This window comes from Nonomuraea africana, assembly GCF_014873535.1.
Taxonomy (GTDB): Bacteria; Actinomycetota; Actinomycetes; order Streptosporangiales; family Streptosporangiaceae; genus Nonomuraea; species Nonomuraea africana.
In genome coordinates this window covers 2,862,228-2,883,507 of record NZ_JADBEF010000001.1, presented here as the reverse complement: position 1 = coordinate 2,883,507, position 21,280 = coordinate 2,862,228, and the positions used below count along the sequence as shown (strand labels likewise).

At 69.1% G+C, this 21,280-nt stretch carries 21 protein-coding genes and 1 pseudogene; 11 read left to right on the top strand and 11 right to left on the bottom strand.

Going from position 1 to position 21,280, the window contains the following annotated elements:
- Nucleotides 1–204: 204 nt before the first annotated feature.
- The 4 genes from H4W81_RS13555 (at nucleotide 205) to H4W81_RS13540 (ending at nucleotide 2,893) form a co-directional block, all read left to right on the top strand.
- On the top strand, nucleotides 205–753 hold the full coding sequence (locus tag H4W81_RS13555) for an RNA polymerase sigma factor (protein WP_192775131.1): 549 nt from the start codon (nucleotides 205–207) through the stop codon (nucleotides 751–753).
- The gene (locus H4W81_RS13550) at nucleotides 750–1,826 is read left to right on the top strand and encodes a CU044_5270 family protein (protein ID WP_192775130.1); all 1,077 of its coding nucleotides are present in this window, start codon (nucleotides 750–752) and stop codon (nucleotides 1,824–1,826) included. Before H4W81_RS13555 ends, H4W81_RS13550 begins: the two co-directional genes overlap by 4 nt.
- Nucleotides 1,827–2,114: 288 nt before the next feature.
- Nucleotides 2,115–2,654, top strand: coding sequence for a hypothetical protein (locus H4W81_RS13545; protein ID WP_192775129.1), 540 nt, complete (start codon nucleotides 2,115–2,117; stop codon nucleotides 2,652–2,654).
- Nucleotides 2,654–2,893 (top strand): helix-turn-helix domain-containing protein, encoded by a 240-nt coding sequence (locus tag H4W81_RS13540; RefSeq protein ID WP_192775128.1) that lies wholly within the window; start codon nucleotides 2,654–2,656, stop codon nucleotides 2,891–2,893. The genes H4W81_RS13545 and H4W81_RS13540 overlap by 1 nt, the downstream gene beginning before the upstream one ends.
- A gap of 19 nt (nucleotides 2,894–2,912) precedes the next feature.
- On the opposite strand, the gene H4W81_RS13535 is transcribed toward H4W81_RS13540, so the two are convergent.
- From H4W81_RS13535 to H4W81_RS13515, 5 genes are all read right to left on the bottom strand, one after another.
- Nucleotides 2,913–3,200 carry a hypothetical protein gene (locus tag H4W81_RS13535; RefSeq protein ID WP_192775127.1) on the bottom strand — a complete coding sequence of 96 codons (288 nt, stop codon included), beginning with the start codon at nucleotides 3,198–3,200 and terminating at the stop codon, nucleotides 2,913–2,915.
- Between the two features lie 150 nt (nucleotides 3,201–3,350).
- Nucleotides 3,351–4,517 (bottom strand): hypothetical protein, encoded by a 1,167-nt coding sequence (locus H4W81_RS13530; RefSeq protein ID WP_192775126.1) that lies wholly within the window; start codon nucleotides 4,515–4,517, stop codon nucleotides 3,351–3,353.
- Nucleotides 4,514–5,044, bottom strand: coding sequence for an RNA polymerase sigma factor (locus H4W81_RS13525; RefSeq protein WP_318781719.1), 531 nt, complete (start codon nucleotides 5,042–5,044; stop codon nucleotides 4,514–4,516). Before H4W81_RS13525 ends, H4W81_RS13530 begins: the two co-directional genes overlap by 4 nt.
- Nucleotides 5,045–5,564: 520 nt before the next feature.
- Nucleotides 5,565–5,975, bottom strand: coding sequence for a group II intron maturase-specific domain-containing protein (locus H4W81_RS13520; protein ID WP_192775125.1), 411 nt, complete (start codon nucleotides 5,973–5,975; stop codon nucleotides 5,565–5,567).
- Nucleotides 5,976–6,579: 604 nt separating this feature from the next.
- Nucleotides 6,580–7,737, bottom strand: coding sequence for an erythromycin esterase family protein (locus tag H4W81_RS13515; RefSeq protein ID WP_192775124.1), 1,158 nt, complete (start codon nucleotides 7,735–7,737; stop codon nucleotides 6,580–6,582).
- Between the two features lie 90 nt (nucleotides 7,738–7,827).
- Between H4W81_RS13515 and H4W81_RS13510 the strand changes: the two genes are divergently transcribed.
- Complete coding sequence (locus H4W81_RS13510; RefSeq protein WP_192775123.1) at nucleotides 7,828–8,568, top strand: TioE family transcriptional regulator; 741 nt, start codon at nucleotides 7,828–7,830, stop codon at nucleotides 8,566–8,568.
- Nucleotides 8,569–8,990: 422 nt separating this feature from the next.
- Here the strand turns inward: H4W81_RS13510 and H4W81_RS13505 are convergent, their stop codons facing one another.
- Together H4W81_RS13505 and H4W81_RS13500 are read right to left on the bottom strand one after the other, a co-directional pair.
- Nucleotides 8,991–9,464 (bottom strand): pyridoxamine 5'-phosphate oxidase family protein, encoded by a 474-nt coding sequence (locus tag H4W81_RS13505; RefSeq protein WP_318781718.1) that lies wholly within the window; start codon nucleotides 9,462–9,464, stop codon nucleotides 8,991–8,993.
- A 224-nt stretch (nucleotides 9,465–9,688) separates the two neighbouring features.
- Nucleotides 9,689–10,819: a serine hydrolase domain-containing protein gene (locus H4W81_RS13500; protein ID WP_225958609.1), complete on the bottom strand. Its 1,131-nt coding sequence runs from the start codon at nucleotides 10,817–10,819 to the stop codon at nucleotides 9,689–9,691.
- Between the two features lie 182 nt (nucleotides 10,820–11,001).
- On the opposite strand from H4W81_RS13500, the gene H4W81_RS47130 reads away from it, so the two are divergent.
- Together H4W81_RS47130 and H4W81_RS47125 are read left to right on the top strand one after the other, a co-directional pair.
- Nucleotides 11,002–12,090, top strand: coding sequence for an AfsR/SARP family transcriptional regulator (locus tag H4W81_RS47130; RefSeq protein WP_225958608.1), 1,089 nt, complete (start codon nucleotides 11,002–11,004; stop codon nucleotides 12,088–12,090).
- Between the two features lie 4 nt (nucleotides 12,091–12,094).
- Nucleotides 12,095–12,382: a hypothetical protein gene (locus H4W81_RS47125; protein ID WP_225958607.1), complete on the top strand. Its 288-nt coding sequence runs from the start codon at nucleotides 12,095–12,097 to the stop codon at nucleotides 12,380–12,382.
- 766 nt (nucleotides 12,383–13,148) lie between these two features.
- Here the strand turns inward: H4W81_RS47125 and H4W81_RS13490 are convergent.
- Nucleotides 13,149–13,343 carry a response regulator transcription factor gene (locus tag H4W81_RS13490; RefSeq protein ID WP_192775120.1) on the bottom strand — a complete coding sequence of 65 codons (195 nt, stop codon included), beginning with the start codon at nucleotides 13,341–13,343 and terminating at the stop codon, nucleotides 13,149–13,151.
- A gap of 209 nt (nucleotides 13,344–13,552) precedes the next feature.
- Here H4W81_RS13490 and H4W81_RS13485 point away from each other — a divergent pair, with 209 nt between their 5' ends.
- A complete protein-coding gene (locus H4W81_RS13485) occupies nucleotides 13,553–14,647 on the top strand; it encodes a M20 family metallopeptidase (protein WP_318781717.1) in 1,095 nt (364 codons plus the stop codon).
- A gap of 251 nt (nucleotides 14,648–14,898) precedes the next feature.
- On the opposite strand, the gene H4W81_RS13480 is transcribed toward H4W81_RS13485, so the two are convergent.
- The 3 genes from H4W81_RS13480 to wrbA form a co-directional block, all read right to left on the bottom strand.
- The gene (locus tag H4W81_RS13480) at nucleotides 14,899–16,113 is read right to left on the bottom strand and encodes a S8 family peptidase (RefSeq protein WP_192775119.1); all 1,215 of its coding nucleotides are present in this window, start codon (nucleotides 16,111–16,113) and stop codon (nucleotides 14,899–14,901) included.
- Nucleotides 16,114–16,177: 64 nt separating this feature from the next.
- Nucleotides 16,178–18,058 carry an MFS transporter gene (locus H4W81_RS13475; protein ID WP_225958606.1) on the bottom strand — a complete coding sequence of 627 codons (1,881 nt, stop codon included), beginning with the start codon at nucleotides 18,056–18,058 and terminating at the stop codon, nucleotides 16,178–16,180.
- Nucleotides 18,059–18,083: 25 nt separating this feature from the next.
- Nucleotides 18,084–18,764, bottom strand: coding sequence for an NAD(P)H:quinone oxidoreductase (gene wrbA, locus H4W81_RS13470; protein ID WP_192775118.1), 681 nt, complete (start codon nucleotides 18,762–18,764; stop codon nucleotides 18,084–18,086).
- A 79-nt stretch (nucleotides 18,765–18,843) separates the two neighbouring features.
- Between wrbA and H4W81_RS13465 the strand changes: the two genes are divergently transcribed.
- The 3 genes and pseudogenes from H4W81_RS13465 (at nucleotide 18,844) to H4W81_RS50030 (ending at nucleotide 20,569) form a co-directional block, all read left to right on the top strand.
- A complete protein-coding gene (locus tag H4W81_RS13465; RefSeq protein WP_192775117.1) occupies nucleotides 18,844–19,308 on the top strand; it encodes a MarR family winged helix-turn-helix transcriptional regulator in 465 nt (154 codons plus the stop codon).
- Nucleotides 19,309–19,606: 298 nt separating this feature from the next.
- Nucleotides 19,607–19,972 (top strand): annotated as a pseudogene (locus tag H4W81_RS50035) (DUF4158 domain-containing protein); the annotation flags it as partial.
- A 3-nt stretch (nucleotides 19,973–19,975) separates the two neighbouring features.
- Complete coding sequence (locus H4W81_RS50030; RefSeq protein ID WP_192780782.1) at nucleotides 19,976–20,569, top strand: MBL fold metallo-hydrolase; 594 nt, start codon at nucleotides 19,976–19,978, stop codon at nucleotides 20,567–20,569.
- The last annotated feature ends 711 nt before the right edge of the window (nucleotides 20,570–21,280 follow it).

The following is a 21,280-nucleotide window of genomic DNA, read 5'->3' as shown; positions in this document are numbered from 1 at the left end:
GTCCTGCGGCGCCCTCACATCAGAGCAGGTCAGGGGTATATCCGTTGGATTTTCCGCGATTACTACCGAGACCCCGTACACACGCTTCTGCGCTACCAACACGCTGAACTTCTTTGAGTTGGCGCGTAATGATGGGCGCGCTCCACACATAGGAGGCATGTCTGTATTTCGTGCTGACTAAGGAATCACTCATGGGAACCGCTCGTGGATGACGAACGGCTGGCCAGATTCGAGGCCGTCTACCGGGAGACATATGGCCAGATCACAGCGTATGCCGTGCGCCGCTGCGACTCGCCGCAGGATGCTGCGGACGTGGTCGCGGAGACCTTCACGATCGCCTGGCGGCGGATGGACGATCTGCCGTCAGGGGAAGAGGCCACGTTGTGGCTCTACGGCGTGGCACGCAACGTGCTGGCCAACCACCACCGTAGCGAGGGTCGCCGCAAGGCCCGCAGCGCCGAGCTCGATGTAAAGATGGCCGACCGTTACGCCGACTCCCCCGATAGCAGGCTCGAACGGGAAGCGATCACCCAGATATTTCGAGCCCTGGCCGACGACGACCGGGAATTGCTGGCGCTGGTCGCCTGGGAGGGCCTCGACCACAAGGGCATCGCCACGGCGCTGGGCCTGTCGCGCAACGTCGTACGCGTCAGGCTCCACCGCGCTCGCCGGCGCTTTTCCCGCGCGCTGACCGAGGCGGGCATCCGTTCAACGCCGGAAAGCCGGCTTGCGCCGGCGGAGAGGTCGCTGTGAAGAACACCGACGAGATCGACGCCATGACGAGGGCGCTGGCCCGGGTCGCGCCGGGACAGCCGGGAGGCCACCCTTCCGACGCGGAGGCACAAACGCTACTGACCTTGATCACAGCTGAGGACCCCGCCACAGCCGCCCCCCAAACGCGCCCTGCCCGTCCCCAGGGTGTCCGGCGCCTGCCGTGGCGGGCGGGTGTCGTCGGGCTTGTCGCGGCTGCGGGCGCTACGGCGGTCTTCCTTGGCCAGCTCGCCCCCACTGCAGCGCCCTCTCCCGCGGCCACACCCGGCGGCACCTCCCTGTCGGGCGCCTCGATCCTGCTGGCCGCCGCCGCCAAGGCCGAAGCCGCCCCTGAAGGGGCCTACTGGCACTTCAAGGCGCTGTACGCAGGGTCGCGGCCTGGGCCGTACGGCAAGGATGGCGACACCTACTACCTGGAAACCTCCAGTCTCTGGGAGAAGTGGGTGGCCAAGGACGGCCGAACCTGGATCGGCCGCAGGCAGCTGGCCGCGCGCCCCCTGGACCTGGATGCCTGGCGCCGGGACGGTTCGCCGACCGAATGGCCGGTAGGGAGGGACCCCGGCCCCCCTTACTCCACCTCGCCCGGCGAGGGCACACTCAGCCGGATCAAGGGGGAGCAGAGACTCTATTGGAGTGCCATGCCCCTGACCCTGAAGGAGATCGAGGCGCTGCCCGCCGATCCCGAAGCGCTGAAGAAGCGGGCCCTTGAGGCGATCCGCAGAGACAACGGCGTCGGTCCGGCGGAGGACGCCCTGCCGCGCACCTTGGCCTCGCTCCTGTACGAACTGCCCGCCTCCCCAAAAGTGCGCAGCGCCGCCTACCAGGCGCTGGCGACGATGCCCGCAGTGCGGGTCGAAGGCCCGGCCACCGACCCTCGGGGGCGCTCAGGTATCGCCGTGACCTTCCTGATCCAGGGGGACCGAACCCCCCGGAGCAGGCTGATCGTCGACCCCGACACCTCCAAGGTGCTGGCCGTTGCCGTCAATGACGTGGTCGAAGTGGTGCTGGAGTCCGGCTGGACCGATACCAAGCCATCCCCGCCCTCGACTGAGTGAAGGCCACCGGGCTGGACGGCAGGGCGCGGGCACCCTGCCGGCCAGCCCGCGGCAGAGACCTCTACAACGACGTCGGCGCCGACCACACCTTCTACGGGATCATCCGGCCGGTGGCCCGCACGCTCGCCTGGCGAGGCCGGTTGCCATATCGTTTTTCGATGCTATCGTTCTTCGATAGCATCGAAAAACGATAAAGATCGGAGTAGGCTGATGGCTGCCCAGCACAGCACTATCGGACGAGTGGCGCGCCGACCCGCGGTTTTCGCAGTCCTCGTCTTGGTGACCGGGGTGATCACCGGCATGGTGCTCTACTCCCGGGCCGGATTCTTCGGCCTGACCTACGGCCTCGTGGTGGCCCAGTCACCCAGCGGCTATGGCATCCGTCTCGATGAGCCGGCGTTCACGGAAAAGACCCGACCAGGCGTCGTGGCCCTGGCAGGTGATCTTCAATTCATCGACGGTTCGCCTGACACCGGCCAGTACATCCTGCAGGTCCTGACGACCTTCCCAAGCTTCGCCGTGACGGTCGGCGCGTTCTTCCTCCTGTGGCGGCTGCTGTGGCGGGCCCGCGCCGGTGTCTACCTGCCGCAGGTCGCGGGCCAGGTGCGCGTCCTGGGTTGGTGGCTGCTCGCCGGTGGCCTGCTGGCTCCCCAGATCGAGCACTTCGCGATGATGGCGTTGCTGGACACGATAGCCGTGGGCGAGTCCAACTACGGGATCAAGGAAATCCCATTGATCGTGCCGCTTGTCGGGCTCGGGCTGCTTGCGCTGGCGAGTGTCTTGCGTACTGGGGTGCGGATGCGCGACGACCTGGAAGGCACCGTCTGATGTCACCCGCCGAGCTGGACACCCACGCCATCACCGTCCACCTCGACCGGCTCTTGACCGAGCGCGACATGACGCTCACCGAACTGGCCGACCGGGTCGGAGTGACCGTCGTCAACCTGTCCATCCTGAAGAACGGCCGGGCCAGGGCCATCCGGTTCACCACGCTGACCAAGCTTTGCGACGTACTCGATTGTCAGCCGGGTGACCTGCTCGGCTATCACCGTGCGGAAGAACGATGAGCGGACGCGTTCCGCTCGCTCATCCCACCAGCCACACGGTCGGCGTGCTGATCGCCGCGCACGTGGTCGTCTTGTCCAAGGCGCGCGGGTGGCGCTGATAGGGAAGTCGTCTATGGCGGGCGTCCGTACCGGAGATATGGGTGAAGTCCGCCGGCAGGCCGGTGCGGTCGAAGACCTCCAGCAGCAGCTCGGGGAAGTCCAGCCGAGGCATCATCGCATCCACCAGCGAGCGCAGCTCCTTCATCAGCGGCGGTCCCTCCAGCGCGCCAAGCTTCTCCAGCTGCAGCCGTCCGCCGACGAACTGCACCGCGGTGTTGGCGCCCAGCCCGTCGAGCCCCCGGGCGTAGGCGCCTTCCAGCGCGCCGGCCAGCTCGGCCAGGTGCCCGGCGGGTCCCGGTCTCCCGCAAATGGTCCAACAAACCCTCCGAGCGACGGCGGGATGAGGCAGGGCGTGGCGTCATCCGAGGCACTCGTTCCTGCCGTTCTCCTTCTGGGAGGGGCAGTCGGCGGGGAGAGTGGGAGGGGTGTCAGTCCAGGTGGCCCTCTGGTAGACGAGCGCGTGGTAGATCGTCCCCGCGGGCAGGCCGGCAATCCCGTCGGCACCGGGCGGATCCTGCGACGCCTGCTCGACCACGACCTGCTGGAGCGCCAGCAGCTTGCCGCTGGACTCGTCCACGATGAGCTGTGCCTCGCTCCACCCGTCCCCCATCGCCCGTCGCCATCCCACACCGATCCCCAGGCGGCCCTCGGCGTCCCGGACCTGGCCCAAGGCGCGGGTGCCGGGCAGACTCGCCACCATCCGGTAGAGGGCGGCGCGGGTCCCCGCCGAGATCGGGAAGTGCTCAAGGAGTTCCAGCGACAGGTCCAGGAGCCAGGACTCCTTGGTGGGCAGCGATGCCCCCGGGGGCGGTGACGGCCAGGCGGCCATGGTCTTCTCGTAAGCGGGCCAGAACGACAGCAGCCGCTTCTTCAGCGCGTCCGGATCGCGAGGCAGATCGAGCAGTTCGCTCGCCGAAAGAGTGAGACCCTCGTCTCGGATCGGCCACGTACTGGGCATGAACATGAATCTGGTGCGTCCGAGCGGCGCCGTGTCATTCCCGCAGTCGGAGTCGTTGCCGCAGAGTTTGGGCGCGCCCGCCCGCCGCCATGCCTGCTCGTCCGCCGCCGAGGCCCGTACGGTGGGCAGGCCGCGCAACGTGAACACCGTGTACGACTCCGGGCCGAGCGGCACCCAGCGGCTCGTCTGGACACGGGTTTTGATCCGATACCGGTTGTCCGGTGAGCCGATGAGCTCCTCCCCGAGGATCAGGCCGGCAGTGTGCCAGTAGCGTCCGAACGCCTGTCGCTGACCGGCCGCCCGGTCCGCCGCCATGTCCAGGACGTTCGCGGAGGATCGGCCGGCCACCTGTCCGGTGACAGTGTCTTGGCCCATCAGGCGGGGAACCCCCATGACGGCGATCACGGACACCGTCGCCAGGGAGGCCGCGACCGCTCCGAGCCATCGGGCGTGCCACCCTCTGACCGGCGCGCGCAGCTCCACGACCTGTGCGCGGGGTGTCCCGGGCGGGTCGAGGTCGGCGGGACGGGCCGCCGCGAGGACGTCCAGTACGTTCTTCCGCTTCACTGCTCCTCCTCCGATACCAGCGCGCGCTGACCGCGCACCGCCGTCACGCCGTCCATGGCCGCCTCCAGACGCCGCCTGGCGCGATGCAGCCGTACGAAGAAGGCCGACCGGGAGCTCCCGACGACCTTGGCCGCCTCCACGGAGGTCAGCCCGTGCCATGAGACCAGCATCAGCACCTCCTTGTCCTCGTCGCTCAGCGTGGCCAGCGCCCTCAACACGGCCGCGCGCTCCGCCACCTCTTCGGCCACATCGGGTCCGATCTCGTCGGCCCAGCCCTGTAACGCGTCGTCCAGCGCCGCCCGCCGGAGTTCCTCCCGGTAGACCTCGCGGATCACGTTGCGCGCGACGCCCAGCAGCCACGGCAGCGCGTTCTTGGCCGGAATGTCGTCTTGCCGCCGCCAGGCGACCACGAACGTCTCGCTGACCACCTCCTCAGCTAGCCGGCGGCCACATCGGCTCACCGCGTACGCGTACACGCGGGGATGGCACGCATCGAACAGCGCGGCGAACTCCTCTTGGTTCAGCACCCAGGCTCCTTCACTGACACTCACTAGGTAGTGGTCGAGGGCGGCCCGGTCTTACCGGCTGTCCACAAGATTTCCGCCGCGGCTTTGCGTTGGGTCCGTGCAGGGTCTCCGGTGAACGGGCAGCCAGTGGGTCTACGCCAGGGTGAAGGGCACGTCGACGTACGGCTGGATGTCCCTCGACAACCTGCGCACCAGCCCCAACACCTCCTTCACCGACTGCTCCGACGAGTCCCATCGTGACTAGTAGAGGCTGCTCCAGAGGCCGATACCGGCCTCTGCCTATCCGCTAGAGGCAGGCCCATGTGATGGCCCGCGGTACGACCCGGCGGGCGGCGGGCGAGACCGGCCCCGCGACCGGTTCACCGGGCCGTGAGGTCGCGGGCCAGAGTGGATTTGCGTCGTGTTGGGTCGGACCGGGGCGCCCTGTCGTGATTGCTCACGGTGGGTTTCCCCGGCCCGCCCGCCGCACCTGGCGTGCGTGTCTCCACGCACCGGGCGCTCCACATGCCTTGCCCGCTGGTCAGCCGCCTGTGGCGGCTGCCGGTGCTGGGGTCCAGGGAGTGGCGATCTTGCTGCCGCGATAGCGGTAGCGCCTCACCTCGACGCTGGACGCGCCGGTGAATGCCACTCCCCGGTGTGCGATCCGCCAGCCGACGTCGCAGAAGCGACGCCGGAACTCGGGCATCCCCATGCGGGCCTTGCCCGCGTACTTGCGACGGATCCAGCGCATCAGCCGACCCCAGGCATGGGCGTCGATTGACCCGAAGGCCGCCTTGGAGACCCCGTGGCGGAAGTAGTTCGCCCACTCGCGCAGCGTCCGGTTCAAGCTGAGGATCAGCCTGTCCAGATCCTGGTTGAGGGTTGACCTGTAGGTTTTCGCCGACACCTTGTCCTTGATCGCCTGAACGGCCTTAGCCGCCATCCAGCCCATATCCACCGGGTTGGAGCTGGCGACAGCTCAAGAGGCGTAACAACACCGGTTTCTCTCGTATCCCTTCCCGTCTCGCTCACCGCGCCCGGTCCATCCGGTAGTGCTGGACCGGCGCGACTTTGTCGAGGCTGCTCCCACCCTCCCCGGCGGCTCCCGGTTCAGGCTGCCTCCAGCTTCACCCCGCCGCTACGACGGCCGGGCGATGGACGGTCTTTCACCTCCATTCGGACAAACAGCGCCTCGTGGCGCACTAACGAAGCTGTCACCAGGTACATGGGATCACGTTTGCCCTGGTCATTATCCCTTTGCGGAGGTTCTTCCGGATCTTTCGCGGTTTCGGGACGCGTCAGATCGCGTGCGGTAAGTATTGGTCCGGATAGACCTGCCGCCGACGAGGTTCACGGCAGCCCTCTAGAACGGACCTCTATCAGGCAGGACACCGCGATACCCGCATCTTTGGGAAGCCCTCGGTTTGTCGGCGCAGCCAGTCACCCGTCAAAGCGGGCCGGCGACCAGCCCGCACAGCAGCAATCGCCTGGCGATCGCGGGCGGCCGCCTTCGGTGAGGGGACGGGCATGGATGGTGTGATTGATGCGCGTGCGTGTCAACCCAGCCTGACAGCCTGTTTGAGGAAGACGACGCCATCGATCATGTCGAGCTGGGCCGGGTCCAGCGGGAAATAGGCGAAATCGTGGGAGACGCGCGGGGCGGGCTTCGTGATGGCCTCGGCCAGGCGGCGGGCGTCGACGAGGGAGTGGTCCCACGGGAGCGTGGACAGGAGGCCCTCGACGGTGTCCGGGGGCGGGACGTGGTCGCCCACCGTGCCGAGGGCTGAGGCCAGGAAGGCGTACCGGTCGCCCAGGTGCGCATCGATGATCGCCGCTGCGCTCCACCACTCCAACTGCTGGTCGCCGAGCGGCATGAAGCTCTTGTTCCGCTGCAGGTGGAGGTTGTGGGCGAAGACCAGGGCCGGACCGTGCTCGGCGACGGCACGCAGGTTGGCGGCCATCATCGCGTCCCGCAGGCCCGACAGCCTGGCTATCCGGGCCGGGGACGTGTCGGCCATCCAGCGGTGGTAGCGGAGCAGGCCGACGGCGGTGCGCCCGTACAGTGCCGCCCTCTCTCTGTCCTCCGCGCTCAGCCGCGGCGCCTGCGTGTCGAGCAGCGCCACCAGGTCGTCGGCGAGCAGCCGCAGCCGCTGGGCGTCGGCGGACTGTCCGATCGACTGGGACGGGTCCATGACCGTGGCTTCGTTCGTCCACCGGTCGTCCGGGCCGAGCAGCGTGTCGAGGGTTTCCATCGTGCACGGGAGCGGGCCGTCGAGCAGGCCGTGGAGGCCGGTGAGCGCCTGGCGCGGGCTCGCGGCCCAATACTCCAGCGGCCCGTCGAAGCCGTAGAACCGGAGCTTTTCGTCATGCTCCTCGTTGTACGCGCGCATCCAGCGCACGAGCTCGCGGTTGGCCGGTGACGCGCCGAAGCCGTGGCTGAAGCCGCGTTCCATGACGTCGTCGAGCGTGTCCGCGCCCGTCGTGATGTAGTCGTCGACCACGAGGCCCATGAGGCAGTCGCTCTCGATGGCGAACGATCGGTAGCCCTCGTGCTCGACCAGATGCCGGAAGATCTCGTTGCGCAACTCGCCCAGCTCTCCCACGAAGTGCCTGGGTTCGCCCAGGCCGAGCAACAGGGGCTTGGCGGGAAGCGACCGGAGGAACGCCGAGACGCCCGCGCCATCGAGCGGCCGGGCCGTGTCCTTGATATCCATACCTTCAACGGTATCGCTGAACTTTCGGTGTAAACTTTTCCGTGGAAATCCCGCTCTCATCGCGATGGACCTTCAATCGGTGATGCATCCATGAGGCCAGTGGACCTGGCACGCGAGCACGGCCTGTCCACCCAGGCGATCAGGAACTACGAGGACGCCGGCATCCTGCCCGCCGCCGAACGCACCGTCCACGGCTATCGCACCTATACGCCGCTGCACGCGCAAGCCCTGCGCGCGTTCCTCTCCCTCGTGCCCGGGCACGGTCACCAGATGGCCACGTCGATCATGCAGGCGGTCAACCGGGGCGCCACCGAGGACGCGCTGCGGCTCATCGACGAGAGCCACGGCCAACTCCTCGACGACCGCCGCACCCTCCAGGCCGTCGAAGCCGCGCTCCGCGATCTGGCGCCCGTGCCGCAGGAACGCGGCGACACGTTCATCGGCCCCCTGGCCAGGAGGCTCGGCATCCGCCCTGCCACCCTGCGCAAATGGGAGAACGCCGGGCTGGTCCGGCCGCGCCGCGATCCGCAGACGGGCTACCGGATCTACAGCGCGGCCGACGTACGGGACGTCCGGCTGGCCCACCAGCTCAGGCGGGGCGGCTACCTGCTGGAGCAGATCGCCCCGCTGATCGCTCAGGTCCGCTCCGCCGGAGGAGTCGCCCCGCTGGAGTCGACCCTGTGCGACTGGCAGGCCCGTCTGTCCGCCCGGGGCCGCGCCATGCTCAAGGGCGCCGCCGACCTGGACGCGTACCTCTGCGCCCGCGAATCCTGCGGCCGAGTCACGTCCACCACAGGAAACGGCATGGCCACGGAAGGAAACCATGCATGAGTGACGGGGCATTTCGCCTGATCAATGGTGCAGCATTCGATCAAAAGCAGCACGTGGTGCCTGAGAATGTCGCGCATTGGCGTCGTTGAATACTCTCACGGTGCCCTAGGACCGCGCCGACGGCGGCGGACATGCCAATGACGGTGACACGGTGCGGAGGCACGCGCTCGCCGGCCCGCCACCATAGACGGGCCGCACCCCAGGGAGTACAGGGTCGGAGCGCTCATCCAGGGATTGCCGGCCCATTGGGCTTGTTTCATCCTGAAATCCCAGGTCAAGGGGCCGGCCCGAGGGCGGCTGGGCGTACTCGGGCAGGTTGCGTCGGGGGATCACGGCGGATGATCATCTGTCATCGGGCGATCTGAGTGGGAGGCGCATCCAGGCAAGCGCCACATGGCCCCCAGATGCGCGACGTCCTCAGATCACCGGTCCGTATCTGGAGCGCTGAGCCACCTGCCGTCGATCATGAGATCGCGCTCGGCGAGCTCGTTCACCTCGCGCCAGGCCTGCACCTGGAGTGGGATGATACGGAAGTAGGGGTAGGCACCGCGCTGCTTGCGCGGGTCGAAGCCCGCCTTGGCGGCGAAAGCGTCGCCGACCTCGGCCGGGATCTCGGCGGCGGGTATCACCTCGCGGACCTCGGCGTCGATCAGGACGACGTCGCGAGTGGGGCCGAGCGCCACCCTGACCTTGCCGGTGGCCTCCAGGAACCTGGCCGTCGGGTTGGTCCTGGCCGTGGAGATGAGCAGGGCCTCGCCGTCCCACAGGAACGACAGCGGCACCAGGTACGGCAGGCCGGCCGGATCGGCGGTGGCGAACCAGGCGTCGACATCGCGCTCGAGCCGGTCCAGGGCGTCGCGGATGCGCCGGTCGAGGGCGCGGGCGGGAGGGTTCACGGTGGTCAGGGTAGCGCTCATCGGTCAGCCCCAGCCCCAGCCCCCTGCGATCTGCCGCGTCGAGGCGTTGAGCCGGTTGAACAGGTTCGTCGCACCGATCTCGAGGACCGGTGGCGCGCCTGTGTGATCGTCGGCGTACGACGCTGTGCCGTATCGGCCACCAGGCGGACGGCCACCGGCTCGCGCCTGTCCTTCGTGGACACCACGAGCCGGTGGCCAAACGCTTACGCACCGATGGTGATGCCGAACTCCGCCTCGATGATCTTGAACATGAGGTCCCAGGACTTCCACTCGGTGTTGGTGTGGATGGCGATGGTGTGTTCGCCGTCGGGGGTGCCCACAGCGAAGAACCAGGATCCCCAGAGGCTGCCACCCACGCCGCGCAACCCCGCCTTGTCGAACTCGAACAGGCCGAGGCCGTATCGGGCGTGCGGCATCCAGTAACCACCCTCGATGGAGACCGTGGTCCACATCTCGCGATGCTGGGCCGGCGGCAGCAGGCTGCCGCTCGCCAGCGCGTTGATGAAGCGGATCACGTCGCCGGTGGTGGAGACGACGTTGCCGGCTGACCAGCCCTGCGCGGTGTTGCACTCGGTGACGTCGAGGGGCGGGAGGCCGGGATCCTCCATCATCGATTCCCAGTTCTCCGGGGTGATCGCCGCCGGGTCGGCGCCGTCCTTGAAGAACAGGTTCGAGTACGCTCGCGGGTGCGGATCGGGGTATCCCGTGTCCCCGGAGGGGCGCACGTAGGTGTGGGCCAGGCCGAGCGGCCGGATGACCCTGCGCTCGACCTCCTCGGCATAGCCGTTGCCGGTGACCTTCTCGATGATCGCCCCGGCGAGGTAGAAGCCGCCGTTGGCGTACTCGAAGCGTTCGCCGGGCGCACCGACCGGCGGCTGGGAGACCGTCAGCCTCAGCAGGTCCTCGGTGGTGAATGCGTCGAAGCGATGCTCGACGAACCCGGAACGGGTGGCGTATCGGTGGCTCAACTCAGGTGCCAGGCCGGTGGCGAACAGACCACTGGTGTTGCTGAGCAGGTGCCTGATGGTGATCTTGTTGCCGTCGTAGCCGTTGACGTCCAACACACCCGGCAGCCACGTGTTCACCGGGTCCTCGATGCTCAGCCGGCCCTCGGTCTCCAGGGCCAGCAGCGTGGCGGCGGTGAAGGCCTTGCCGCTGCTGCCGGTGTGCAGGTATTCCCCCTGCTGGCGCCGGGCACCGCTCTCGATGTCGGCGACGCCGGCGGTCCCGAACCAACTCCCGTTCGCATCCCGGACCTCGGCCACGATGCCGGGTACGCCCACCTCGGCCACGGCCCGGTCGAGCACCTGCTGCAGCTTCTCGCGCCCTGTCATATCCATGCCTTTCTGAGAGAACCGTCGCGTGTCCGTTGAGGGACGGTCACGCGTTTCTTCCGTTCGTCCACAACGATGTCCACGGGCGCTGACAGGCCTCTTAGAACGCCCTTACAGTCGGCGCGGAGCCACTGTCAGTGGCCCGTGCCCCTTCGGCTCCCCGTCCTCATAGCCTTGTGCGCATGCGGATGGAGATGCTGGGGCCGGTCCGGGCCTACGCCGACGATGGCGCGCCGATCGACGTCGGCGGCGCCATGGTTCGCGCGCTGCTGGCCCGGCTGGCGTTGGCCGGAGGCGAGGTGGTATCGGTCGATGCACTCGTTGACGGTCTGTGGGGTGAGCATCCGCACGGGGGCACCGTCAATGCGCTGCATGCGCTGGTACATCAGCTGCGCAAGGCCCTGGGCGAGGCCGGGGTGGTGGAGAGGGTGGCCGGCGGATATCGCCTGCACGTACGCGCCGAGCAGGTCAACGCGGTCCGGTTCGAGGAGCTGGCGAAGCGGGGCGGGCGCGAACTGGCCGCAGGTGACGTGCAGCGGGCGGCCTCGTTGCTGGGCGAGGCGCTGGCGCTGTGGCGGGGAGACGCGCTGGCCGATGTGCGCGATATCCCTTTCGCCGGTACGGCCGGCGCGCGCCTGGACGAGCTGCGCGTCGGGGCCGCAGAAGACCGTTTCGAGGCGGAGCTGCGGCTGGGGCGCCATGGCGAGATCCTGGCCGATGTGGAGGCGGCGGCCGCGGCCCATCCGTTGCGGGAACGGCTGGCCGGGCTGCGGATGCGGGCCTTGCATGCGGCGGGCCGCCAGTCCGATGCGCTGGCCGTGTTCGAGAAGGTCCGCGAAACGCTCGCCGAGGAACTGGGCGTCGACCCGTCCGAGGAGCTGCGGAAGACGCACCTCGCCGTGCTACGGGGTGAGCGGGAGATCCCCGAGGCCGTACAGGCTCGGCCGGAGGCGGTGCCGGGACGCCTGCCGGCCCAGCTGACCAGCTTCGTCGGCCGGGGGGACGAGCTGAGGCTGCTGGCCGGATTGCTGGAGACCTCCCGGCTGGTCACCGTCGTGGGTCCCGGGGGAGTGGGGAAGCCCCGGCTGGCCACGGAGGCGGTGAGCCGGCATCGGGCCCATCGGCGCGGCCGGGTCTGGCTCGTTTCTCTGGCCGGGGTGAACACAGCGGACGGATTGCCCGAGGCGGTGCTGGGCACGCTCGGCGTCGCCGACGGCCGACTCTCCGGTACGCCACTGGATCGAGTGGTCAAACCTGCTCGCCGGTGGTGAAGGCGTGCTGGTGCTGGACAACTGCGAACAGATCTCCGGACCCGTCGCGGAGTTCGCCCGGCATCTGCTCGAGCGCCGGCCGCACCTGACCATCCTGGCCACGAGCCGGGAGCCGCTCGAGGTCATGGGTGAGGCGCTGTGCCGTCTGGGCCCGCTCGAACTGCCCCGGCGCACGCGGATCCCGACCGTGCCGCCGAATCGGCCGCGGTGCGGCTGTTCCTCGATCGGGCGGCGGCCGTACAGCCAGGCTTCGCACTGGACGCGCCCACCGCAGGGCCGGTGGTGGACATAGTGCGCCGGCTGGACGGACTGCCGCTGGCCCTGGAGCTGGCCGCGGCGCGCCTGCGGACCATGAGCGCCGACCAGATCGCCCGGCGGCTGGATGACCGCTTCCGGCTGCTCAGCACCGGCAACCGGACCGCCCAGCCCCGCCAGCAGACCCTCCATGCGGTCATCGAATGGAGCTGGGACCTCCTCACCGATCAAGAACGGACGCTGGCCGCTCGGATCTCGATATTTCCGGCGAGAACCGGGATCGCCGCGATTGAGGCGGTCTGTTCGGATGAGACGCTTCCCGCGGGCGAGGTCATCTATCTCCTGGACTCCCTGGTCGACAAGTCCATCGTGGAGCGGGCCGGCGACGGGTACCGGATGCTGGAGACCCCGGATGGAGACGCTCGCCCGCGAGCTGCCCCTCCCGGCCGAGACGATGCAGAACCAGCTGGTCTCCGCCAGGATGGCGAACCTCCTCACCGCCGGGGACGCCGCACGCGCACGCGAGCTGCTGCCGCGCACCGTCCAAGCGGCGCACATGGACATCCCATCCGCCGCCCAGCTCCTTGCCCGGCTGCTGTTCCTGGAGGGCGATCCGGCCGGCGCGGCCACCGCGCTCGGCGAGCCGGGCCGTCCGCGGCACTTTCGACCACGGCGACGTCGAACTGCGCTCGCTCGTGGAGGCTCTCGTGGACCGGCTCGGCCGTACCGAATACGACAGGGCCTACCGCCAAGGCGTCGACATGACCCGGCAAGAGGCCATCGACCGGCTGACGAAGCTGCGCTCATAGCGCGCGGGACGAGGTTTCCCTGCCAGGGGTGATCAGGCCGGATTCGTACGCCAGCGCCACGGCCTGGGCGCGGCTGGTGAGGTTGAGTTTCGTCATGGCCCGGTTGAGGTGGGCTTTGACGGTGGCTTCGCTGACACACAGACGGGTGGCGATCTCGGCGTCTGCGACCTCCTCCCGCGTGCGCCACATACCCGCACTCGCCGGTGGACGGCCAGGTCACGGGTCTCCTGTCATGGGTGCGGGGAGACTTCTCGGGGATGTGCTCCTCAAGATCGTGATCTCTCCGGGCGTGGGGCCCTATGTGGCGGCGCTCTTTCGGTCCAGGCGACGAAGCCGCGCCGGGCGTTCGCGCAGCACAATCCGAAGCGACAGACCGCCGTCGTGAAGGAGAACGCCCTGTGAGCACGTTCCTGGATGTCCGCCAGATGGTCCGAGACCTGGAACTTCTCGTCACCTGCGAGTCGCCGTCCGGCGACGTCAAGGCCACGATGCGCGCCGCCGACGTCCTGACGGAGATCGCCTGGCGGATCACGGGGTGCCGGCCTGACGTGGTCACCAGGCAGGGCAGGCCGCACCTGCTGTGGCGGTTCGGCGGCAGGACCAAGGTGCTGCTGGTCGGCCACCTGGACACGGTGTGGCCGCTGGGCACGCTCGACCGCTGGCCGTTCGAGGTCCAGGGTGACCTGGCCACCGGGCCTGGCTGCTTCGACATGAAGGCGGGACTGGTCCAGGCCCTGCACGCGGTGGCCACGCTCGACGACCTGGACGGGGTCACGCTGCTGGTGACCACCGACGAGGAGCTGGGCTCGCCGACGTCACGGGCCTGGATCGAGGAGCAGGCCCGCGGCGCCACGGCGGCGTTCGTCCTGGAGGCCAGCGCGGACGGCGCGCTGAAGGTGCAACGCAAGGGCGTCTCGCTCTACGACGTGCTCATCGGCGGCAGGGCCGCCCACGCCGGGCTGGAGCCGCACAAGGGGGTCAACGCCGCGGTGGAGCTGGCTCACCAGGTCCTGGCCGTCCAGGCGTTCGAGCGGGGCGGCACGACGGTCACGCCGACGGTGGTCGGCGGCGGCACCACGACGAACACCGTGCCGGCCCACGCCAGGTTCACCGTGGACGTCAGGGCCGAGACCGTCGCCGAGCAGGCCCGGGTGGACGCCGCGTTCGGCGCCCTGCGGCCCCGCCTGGAGGGGGCGTCCATCGAGGTGGTGGGCGGGCCGAACCGGCCGCCGCTGGAGGCGGCCAGGTCGCGGGAGCTGTTCACGCGGGCCGTACGGTTGGCCAGGAGGCTGGGGCTGCCCGAGCTGACGGGCGTCGCGGTCGGCGGCGGCTCCGACGGCAACTTCACGGCGGGCATCGGCGTGCCCACGCTGGACGGCATGGGCGCGGTCGGAGACCACGCGCACGCCGAGGGCGAGTACGTCGTGATCTCGGCGATGGCCGAGCGAGCCGCATTGCTGGCGGCGCTGATCGACGACGTCCGCGCGGGCTGATCGGCCATGGCGTGCTCCTTGGGTCACCTCTCGTGCGACGGGGGTTCCATCGCTGAGGGGGTATGACAGGCCCCGACCCGAGAATGTGCCCGGCACTCCGCCGCCCTGTCGAGCCGCAGGCCATGCCGTACGCGCGAGATTCAGGGGCGGGTCACCGGGATCGCCCTGACACGGAGGTGGCTTGTCGGCGGCCCGAGATGAGAGCCGGGGCCGCCCCGCGGACAGGGGTGTCCGCGGGGCGGGGGGAGAGGTTACAGCCCCGGGATGTAGAGCAGGCGGTTGGGCGAGCCGCTGCCGGGGCTCTTGACGACGCCGGTCGTGGCGTTGTTCACGATCGCGTCGCGCACCTGCTGCGGGGTGGCGGCCGGGTGGCCCTGCAGGTACAGGGCGGCGGCTCCGGCGACGTGCGGGGTGGACATCGACGTGCCGCTGATGGTGCTGGTGGAGGTGTCGGAGTCCTTCCACGCCGAGGTGATGTTGTAACCCGGGGCGAACAGGTCCACGCAGGTTCCGCGGTTGCCCCAGGACGGCTTGGTGTCGGTGTTGTTGGTGATCGAGACGGTGATCGCCTCGGGGACGCGGGCGGGGGACTGGGTGCAGGCGTCCAGCGCGAACAGCCCGTAGAAGCCGTTGCCGGCCGCGATGGCGTAGGAGACGCCCGAGGCGATGGAGTTCTTCACCGCGGTGTCCAGCACGGCGTCGGCGCTGCCGCCGAGGCTCATGTTGGCGACGGCGGGCTTGGCGGCGTTCGCGGTGACCCAGTCGATGCCGGCCACGACCTGGTCGGTGGTGCCCGATCCCTCGCAGTTGAGCACCCGGACGCCGACCAACGTCACGCCCTTGGCCACGCCGTGGGCCGAGCCGCCCGTGGTCCCGGCCACGTGCGTGCCGTGGCCGTGGCAGTCGTTGCCGTTCTGGCCGTCGCCGATCGCGTCGAACCCGATGGAGGCCCGCCCGCCGAAGTCGCGGTGAGTCGGCCTGATGCCGGTGTCGATGATGTAGGCGCGCACTCCCGCGCCGGTGGGCCCGTAGGTGTAGGAGCTGTTCAGCGGCAGGTTGCGCTGATCGATCCGGTCAAGGCCCCACGAGGGCGGGTTCGGCTGGGTGTCGGACGCGCGGTGCACCACCACCTGCTGCACGTACTCGACCGAGGGGTCGGCGGCCAGCCGCTTGGCCTGCCGTTCGCTGGCGTGGACGGCGAAGCCGCGCAGCGCGTGCGTGTACTCCCTGAACTTCGTGCCGCCGTGCCTGGCCGTCAGGTCGGTGGCCGCCCTCGACACCTCGGGCCGGTCCTTCAGGACCACGATGTAGGTGCCGGCGACGAGGTCCTGGGGTTCGGCGCTTGGGGTGACCAGCTTGCCCGAGGGCTCGGGGTCGGCGAGGGCGGGGGCGGAGCTCGCGAGTACGGCGGCGGCCGCGGCGATGACCGCGGCCCAGCGGCGTAAGGCCACCTTGCGTAAGACCATGGGGGGTGTCCCTTCGTGGGTCGTTGACCATGAAAGTAAAATCCACCGTAAGGACTGACAAGACCTAAAATTTGACGTCAAATCCGCTTATGGTCAGACGTGTTTCGCGACCGCGACCTTTATGCGGCACGAACTCCCCCACGATGGCGGGGCTGATGCTGCTGCCCCAGACGCGGGGCATCGTCGCCCGCAGCAGGCTGTGCGGGCCCGCCGTCGTCGACGCGCGGATGTATGCCACGGTGGCCAAGCAGGTGCGCCGCGCCGATGCGGGCCTGCCAGGCGTTGTCGGGGCTGCTGGCGGTTCCGGAGGGATCGCGCTACGTCTGACCGCCGCAGTCAGGGCGGTCCGAGCACGTCCGGGGATGACCAGAGCACGGGCGGCGGCGAAATACTCCTCGGGACGGCGTCGGCGAGGCCGAGGATGACGCTTGGCTGAGGCCGACCAGAAGCGGGCGCAGCGCCGTGGACAGGCGCTGCGCCCGGAGTGCGGCGAGTGAGCACGCGGCGTCTCCGGCGGTAAGCCGCGCCGGTGCCGCGGCAGTAGCAAGCCGACCACCGCGATGGCCAGGCCGAGCCCAGCCGCCATGAGGAAGACCAGGTCGTAGCCGACGGCGAGGGCGTCGACCGGGGAACTCCCATCGGCCTCCGACGCGGCTCTGGTGCTGGCGGCCGTCGCGAGCACCGCCAGGCCGATCGACCCGCCTACCTGACTGGCGGTGTTGGCCAGGCCGCCGATGATCCCCGCGTCGCCCTCGGGAACATCGGCGGTCGCTGCGGCCATGAGGGTGGGGAAGGTCAGCCCGATGCCGACCGCGATGAGCAGCGTAGGCCCGAGCACGCTGGTGACGTAGCCGCTGTCGGCGTGGGCCAGGGAGAGCCAGCCGAAACCGGCCAGGAAACAGGCGCTGCCGGCCAGCAGCAGGGGGCGCACACCGGTTCGTGGCAGCAGGGCGGCGGCCCATCGCGCGATCACCATGAACATCACTGCCGCGGGTGTCTGCCCGAGCCCGGCTTGAAGCGCACTGAAGCCGAGTACGTTCTGCAGGAAGAGCGACGTGAAATACCACATCGCGATGGCAATTCCGCCGAACAGCAGCAGCATGCCGTTGCCGACGACCACCCCCCGGATCTTGAACAGCCGCAGGGGCATCATCGGTTGGCTGGCGAAACGCGCCTCCACCACGGTGAAGACGACGAGCAGGAGCAGGCCCGCCACTACTGGCCCGACGACCAGCCCGGACGTCCAGCCATGATCGGCGCTCTGCATGACCCCGTAGATCAGCGCGGCCAGCCCCGCCGTCCCCGTGACCGCGCCAGTGAGGTCGAGCGATTCCCGCCGGCCGGTTCGCGTGGCGGCCAGCGACATCATGGCCACTACGATCAGCGCCGCGCCGATCGGCACGTTGATGAGAAAGACCCACCGCCACGATAGGCCGGTTGTGATGGAACCGCCCGCGACCGCGCCGGCCATCCCGCCCACACCGCCCGCGGCAGACCATGCGCCGAACGCCTTGGCCCGCGCGTTCGGCTCGGTGAAGGAGGTGTTGATCACGGTCAGCGTCGCCGGGGCCATCATGGCGGCTCCGATGCCCTGCACGACGCGGGCCGCCACCAGGACCTCCGGAGCGGTTGCCAAGCCGCCGACCAGACTCGAGGCGGAGAACAACAACAGCCCGGCGGCCAGCATCCGGCGCGGGCCGAACAGGTCAGCGGCACGGCCACCCAGCAGCATGAAGCCGGCGAAGGTAAGCAGGTAGCCGTTCACCACCCAGGCCAGGCCGGTCGGTGTAAAGCCGAGGTCCTCGCGGACCGAGGGCAGGGCGACGTTAACGATGGACGCGTCCAGGATCACCATGAACTGGCAGGCACACGCCAGCGACAGGACCAACCAGGCGGGGCCGGCGTGCGGCCTGGCCCGCTGAGATGCGGTGCTGGTGCTTGTCATGACTTCCTCCTTGCTAATCCGCCGCTCATGCGGTGTGGGAGGTTGTTCCGGCCATGGTTGCGCGGGGGTTCCCGTCGCCCGCGGCGGCGTCGGTCACGCGGCCGCGGCCCAGCAGCCGGATCGTGATCTGGGCCAGCCGCCGTCCCTGGTACCTGGCCGCTTCCAGCGCCGCGGCGTCTGGGCCGTCTCTGGTCGGGCCGGTCACAAACGACGTGCCGTAAGGGTTGCCGCCTGCGGCGTACACGACCGGATCGGTGAATCCGGGCGGGACGATCAGCGCCCCCCAGTGGTAGAAGACATTGCCCAGCGACAAGATCGTGGCCTCGCTGCCGCCGTGCCGGTTGAACGCCGAGGTGAAGGCCGTCACCGGCTTGTCGGCCAGTTTCCCTTCCCGCCACAGCCCGCCGGCCTGGTCGATGAACTGCTTGAGCTGCGCGGCCGGCGCGCCGAACCGGGTCGGCGTCCCGAACGCGAACGCGTCGGCCCACGCCAGGTCCTCAACCGAAGCCTGGGCGATCGACGTGGTGGCGTCGGCGTGCCGCCGCCACTGCGGGTTCTGGGCGATCGCGCTGTCGGGTGCCAACTCGGCGACCCGCCGCAGCCGCACCCCGGCCCCGGCCGAGGCGGCGCCCTCGGCGACGGCCTGCGCGAGTGCGTGCACAGTACCTGTCGCGCTGTAGTAGATGACGGCGACCTTCACGGTCATGTCGGCTCCCTCGATGTCATGTAGGATTAGTTACGCGGATAAATATTATGCACATAACTAATCCAGTCAAGGAGAGCCCATGGACTTCGAGCAAGCCGACGCCCTCAACCAGGCCATCCGCCTGCTGAGCCTGCGCCACCGGGCCAGGGCCGCCGCGCTGCTGGCCCCGCTCGGCCTGCACCCCGGACAGGAAGCGCTCCTGCTCGAACTCGCCCGGACCGGCCCGATGATCCAGGCCCAGCTCAGCGAGGCGCTCGGCTGCGAGCCGCCCAGCGTGACGCTCATGACCCGCAAGCTCGAAGCCGCCGGCCACATCCGCCGCAAATCCGCCCCCTCGGACAAGCGCGCCAGCATCGTCGAACTCACCGACGGCGGCCAGGCGCTCGCCGACCAGGTCAAGCAGCTATGGTGCGCCCTGGCGGAGGAGACCGTGACCGGCCTGCCCGCCGAAACGGTGGCGGCACTTCCCGGTATCCTCAAGACCTTGACCGGCAACGTGGATACCAGGCGCCCTGCCACCCACATGGGCGCCGGCACGGTCTAGTCGTGGGATCGCGACGGGCCGGGCACGTTGATCAGGGCATGGCGTTGACCGGTGATTACGAACCGAGCGCGTCGGGGTGGGTCCGCGAGCACGTCGAACAGATCGTGCGCACCGGCTCGACCGACGGCGTCACGGGGCTTGAGCAGCAACCAATCGGCCAGTCAAGCCGGGGTCCCGGTAGCAATGAAGAATTTTCCAAAGAAGTCGCCTCTGACCTGCGGTAACGGAGGCGCTAGACCGCCTGTGGCGGGTTGATGATCACTGCCGCTACGTTCGTTCCGGTTTCGTCCGGTACGGCATGTGGGGTGGTGCGTTGTCAGAGAAGATGTTCTCCGAGGAGCAGTTGGAGCAGCTGCGCTCGTTCCAGGAGATCAGCGCAGATGAGTTGATCCGGTACTTCACGCCGACGTCGGCTGATGTGGCGTTCGTCGATCCAGGTCGTGGGCGGCGCTCAGTGGACCAGCTGGGCATGCTGGTCCAGCTCTGTACGCTGCCGGGGCTCGGTTCGTGCCCGACGATGTGGCCTCGGCGCCGCCGGCGGCTGTGGCCCAGGGTCGCGGAGCGGCTGTGCATAGGCGGCGACCGAGCGAGACTTTGGCACGAAACCCACGATAATGGGTGTTCCGGCCACTGTTTCCAGGTGCGTGCCATCGCCAGACTGCTTGCCATGACCGACGCACCCAGCGGCCGTTCGGCCGCCTTCCATATCCTCGCCACCGGCTACACGACGTCCACCGGACCCGGCGTGGCCGCGACCGTCTCCTACGTCACCGAGGGCGACCACAGAATCGTGGTGGACCCCGGCATGGTCGCGAGCCAGTCAGTGATCCTCGACGCGCTCGCCGACCTCGGCCTCAAGACGGACGACATCACCGACGTGGTACTCAGCCACCACCACCCGGACAACATCCTCAACGTCGGCCTGTTCGGCCAGGCGCGGATCCACGACCACAAGGCGATCTACCGGGGCCAGGACTGGACGAGCAGGGACGCCGAGGGGTACGAGTTCTCCCCGTCGATCAGGCTGATCGCCACCCCCGGCCACAGCGCCGAGGACATCACCCTGCTGGCCGGCACCTCAGAGGGCGTGGTGGCCTTCGCCGGCGACCTGTGGTGGCGGGCCGACGGCCCCGCCGACGACCCGGTCACCATCGACCGCCAGGTCCTGCGGACCAGCAGGGGGCGCGTGCTGGCCGTCGCCGACGTCATCGTCCCCGGCCACGGCGCTCCCTTCACCCCGACGGCGGCCACTCCCCGCTGACGCTCCGGAACGCCAGGGTCAGCGGCTGGACCGAGACCTTCACCGCTCCCGCCCCCGGTTCTGAGGGGACTTTCGCGAGAGGCGGCCTGAGCGAAATGTCGGAGAGGTGACCGGTTCCGACGGCCGTCACAACCGGTGAAACTCGTGGTGTATCGCTGCGCTGTGCTAGCCGTGCGCGGTGCGCTTCGCGGTATAGGCCTGCCGCCACTCCTCGGCCCCCCGGATCTGACCTGACAGGCGCCGGGACCGCTGTCAACGGACGAGCACCGGCCCGTCAGCGCCTCCCGCCAGCTTCTGAAGCGTCCCCTTTCAACGTTTCGCCGGGGTGCGGCGAGGGAGATCGCGCCAATCGAGCCATGCATGCCCTGTCCTCGCCCCTCGTCGCGATGCGGGACCGACTCCAGCCCGAGCAGCGGCAACCACTCCTGCCACTCCTCCAGCCCGCCACTGAACCCCCTCACGGACGTCCTCGACCCAGCTGATCAACCCTCGCGCTCGCCGTCGACCGTGCGGTGTCGTGTCAGCGGCCGCGTCAGGACGGCAACGGCCCGGTATCAGAGCGGTCGGCGATCGTGGATGCCATGAACGGTTCAGCGACTGCGGCTCCAAGGCTGGGTGCGATCTTCTCGGGCGATCCGACCTGAGCAATTCAGCTACCCCGGGCCGGGCACCACAGGACCGCATTTCACCATCGGTCCGTTGAAGTGAATT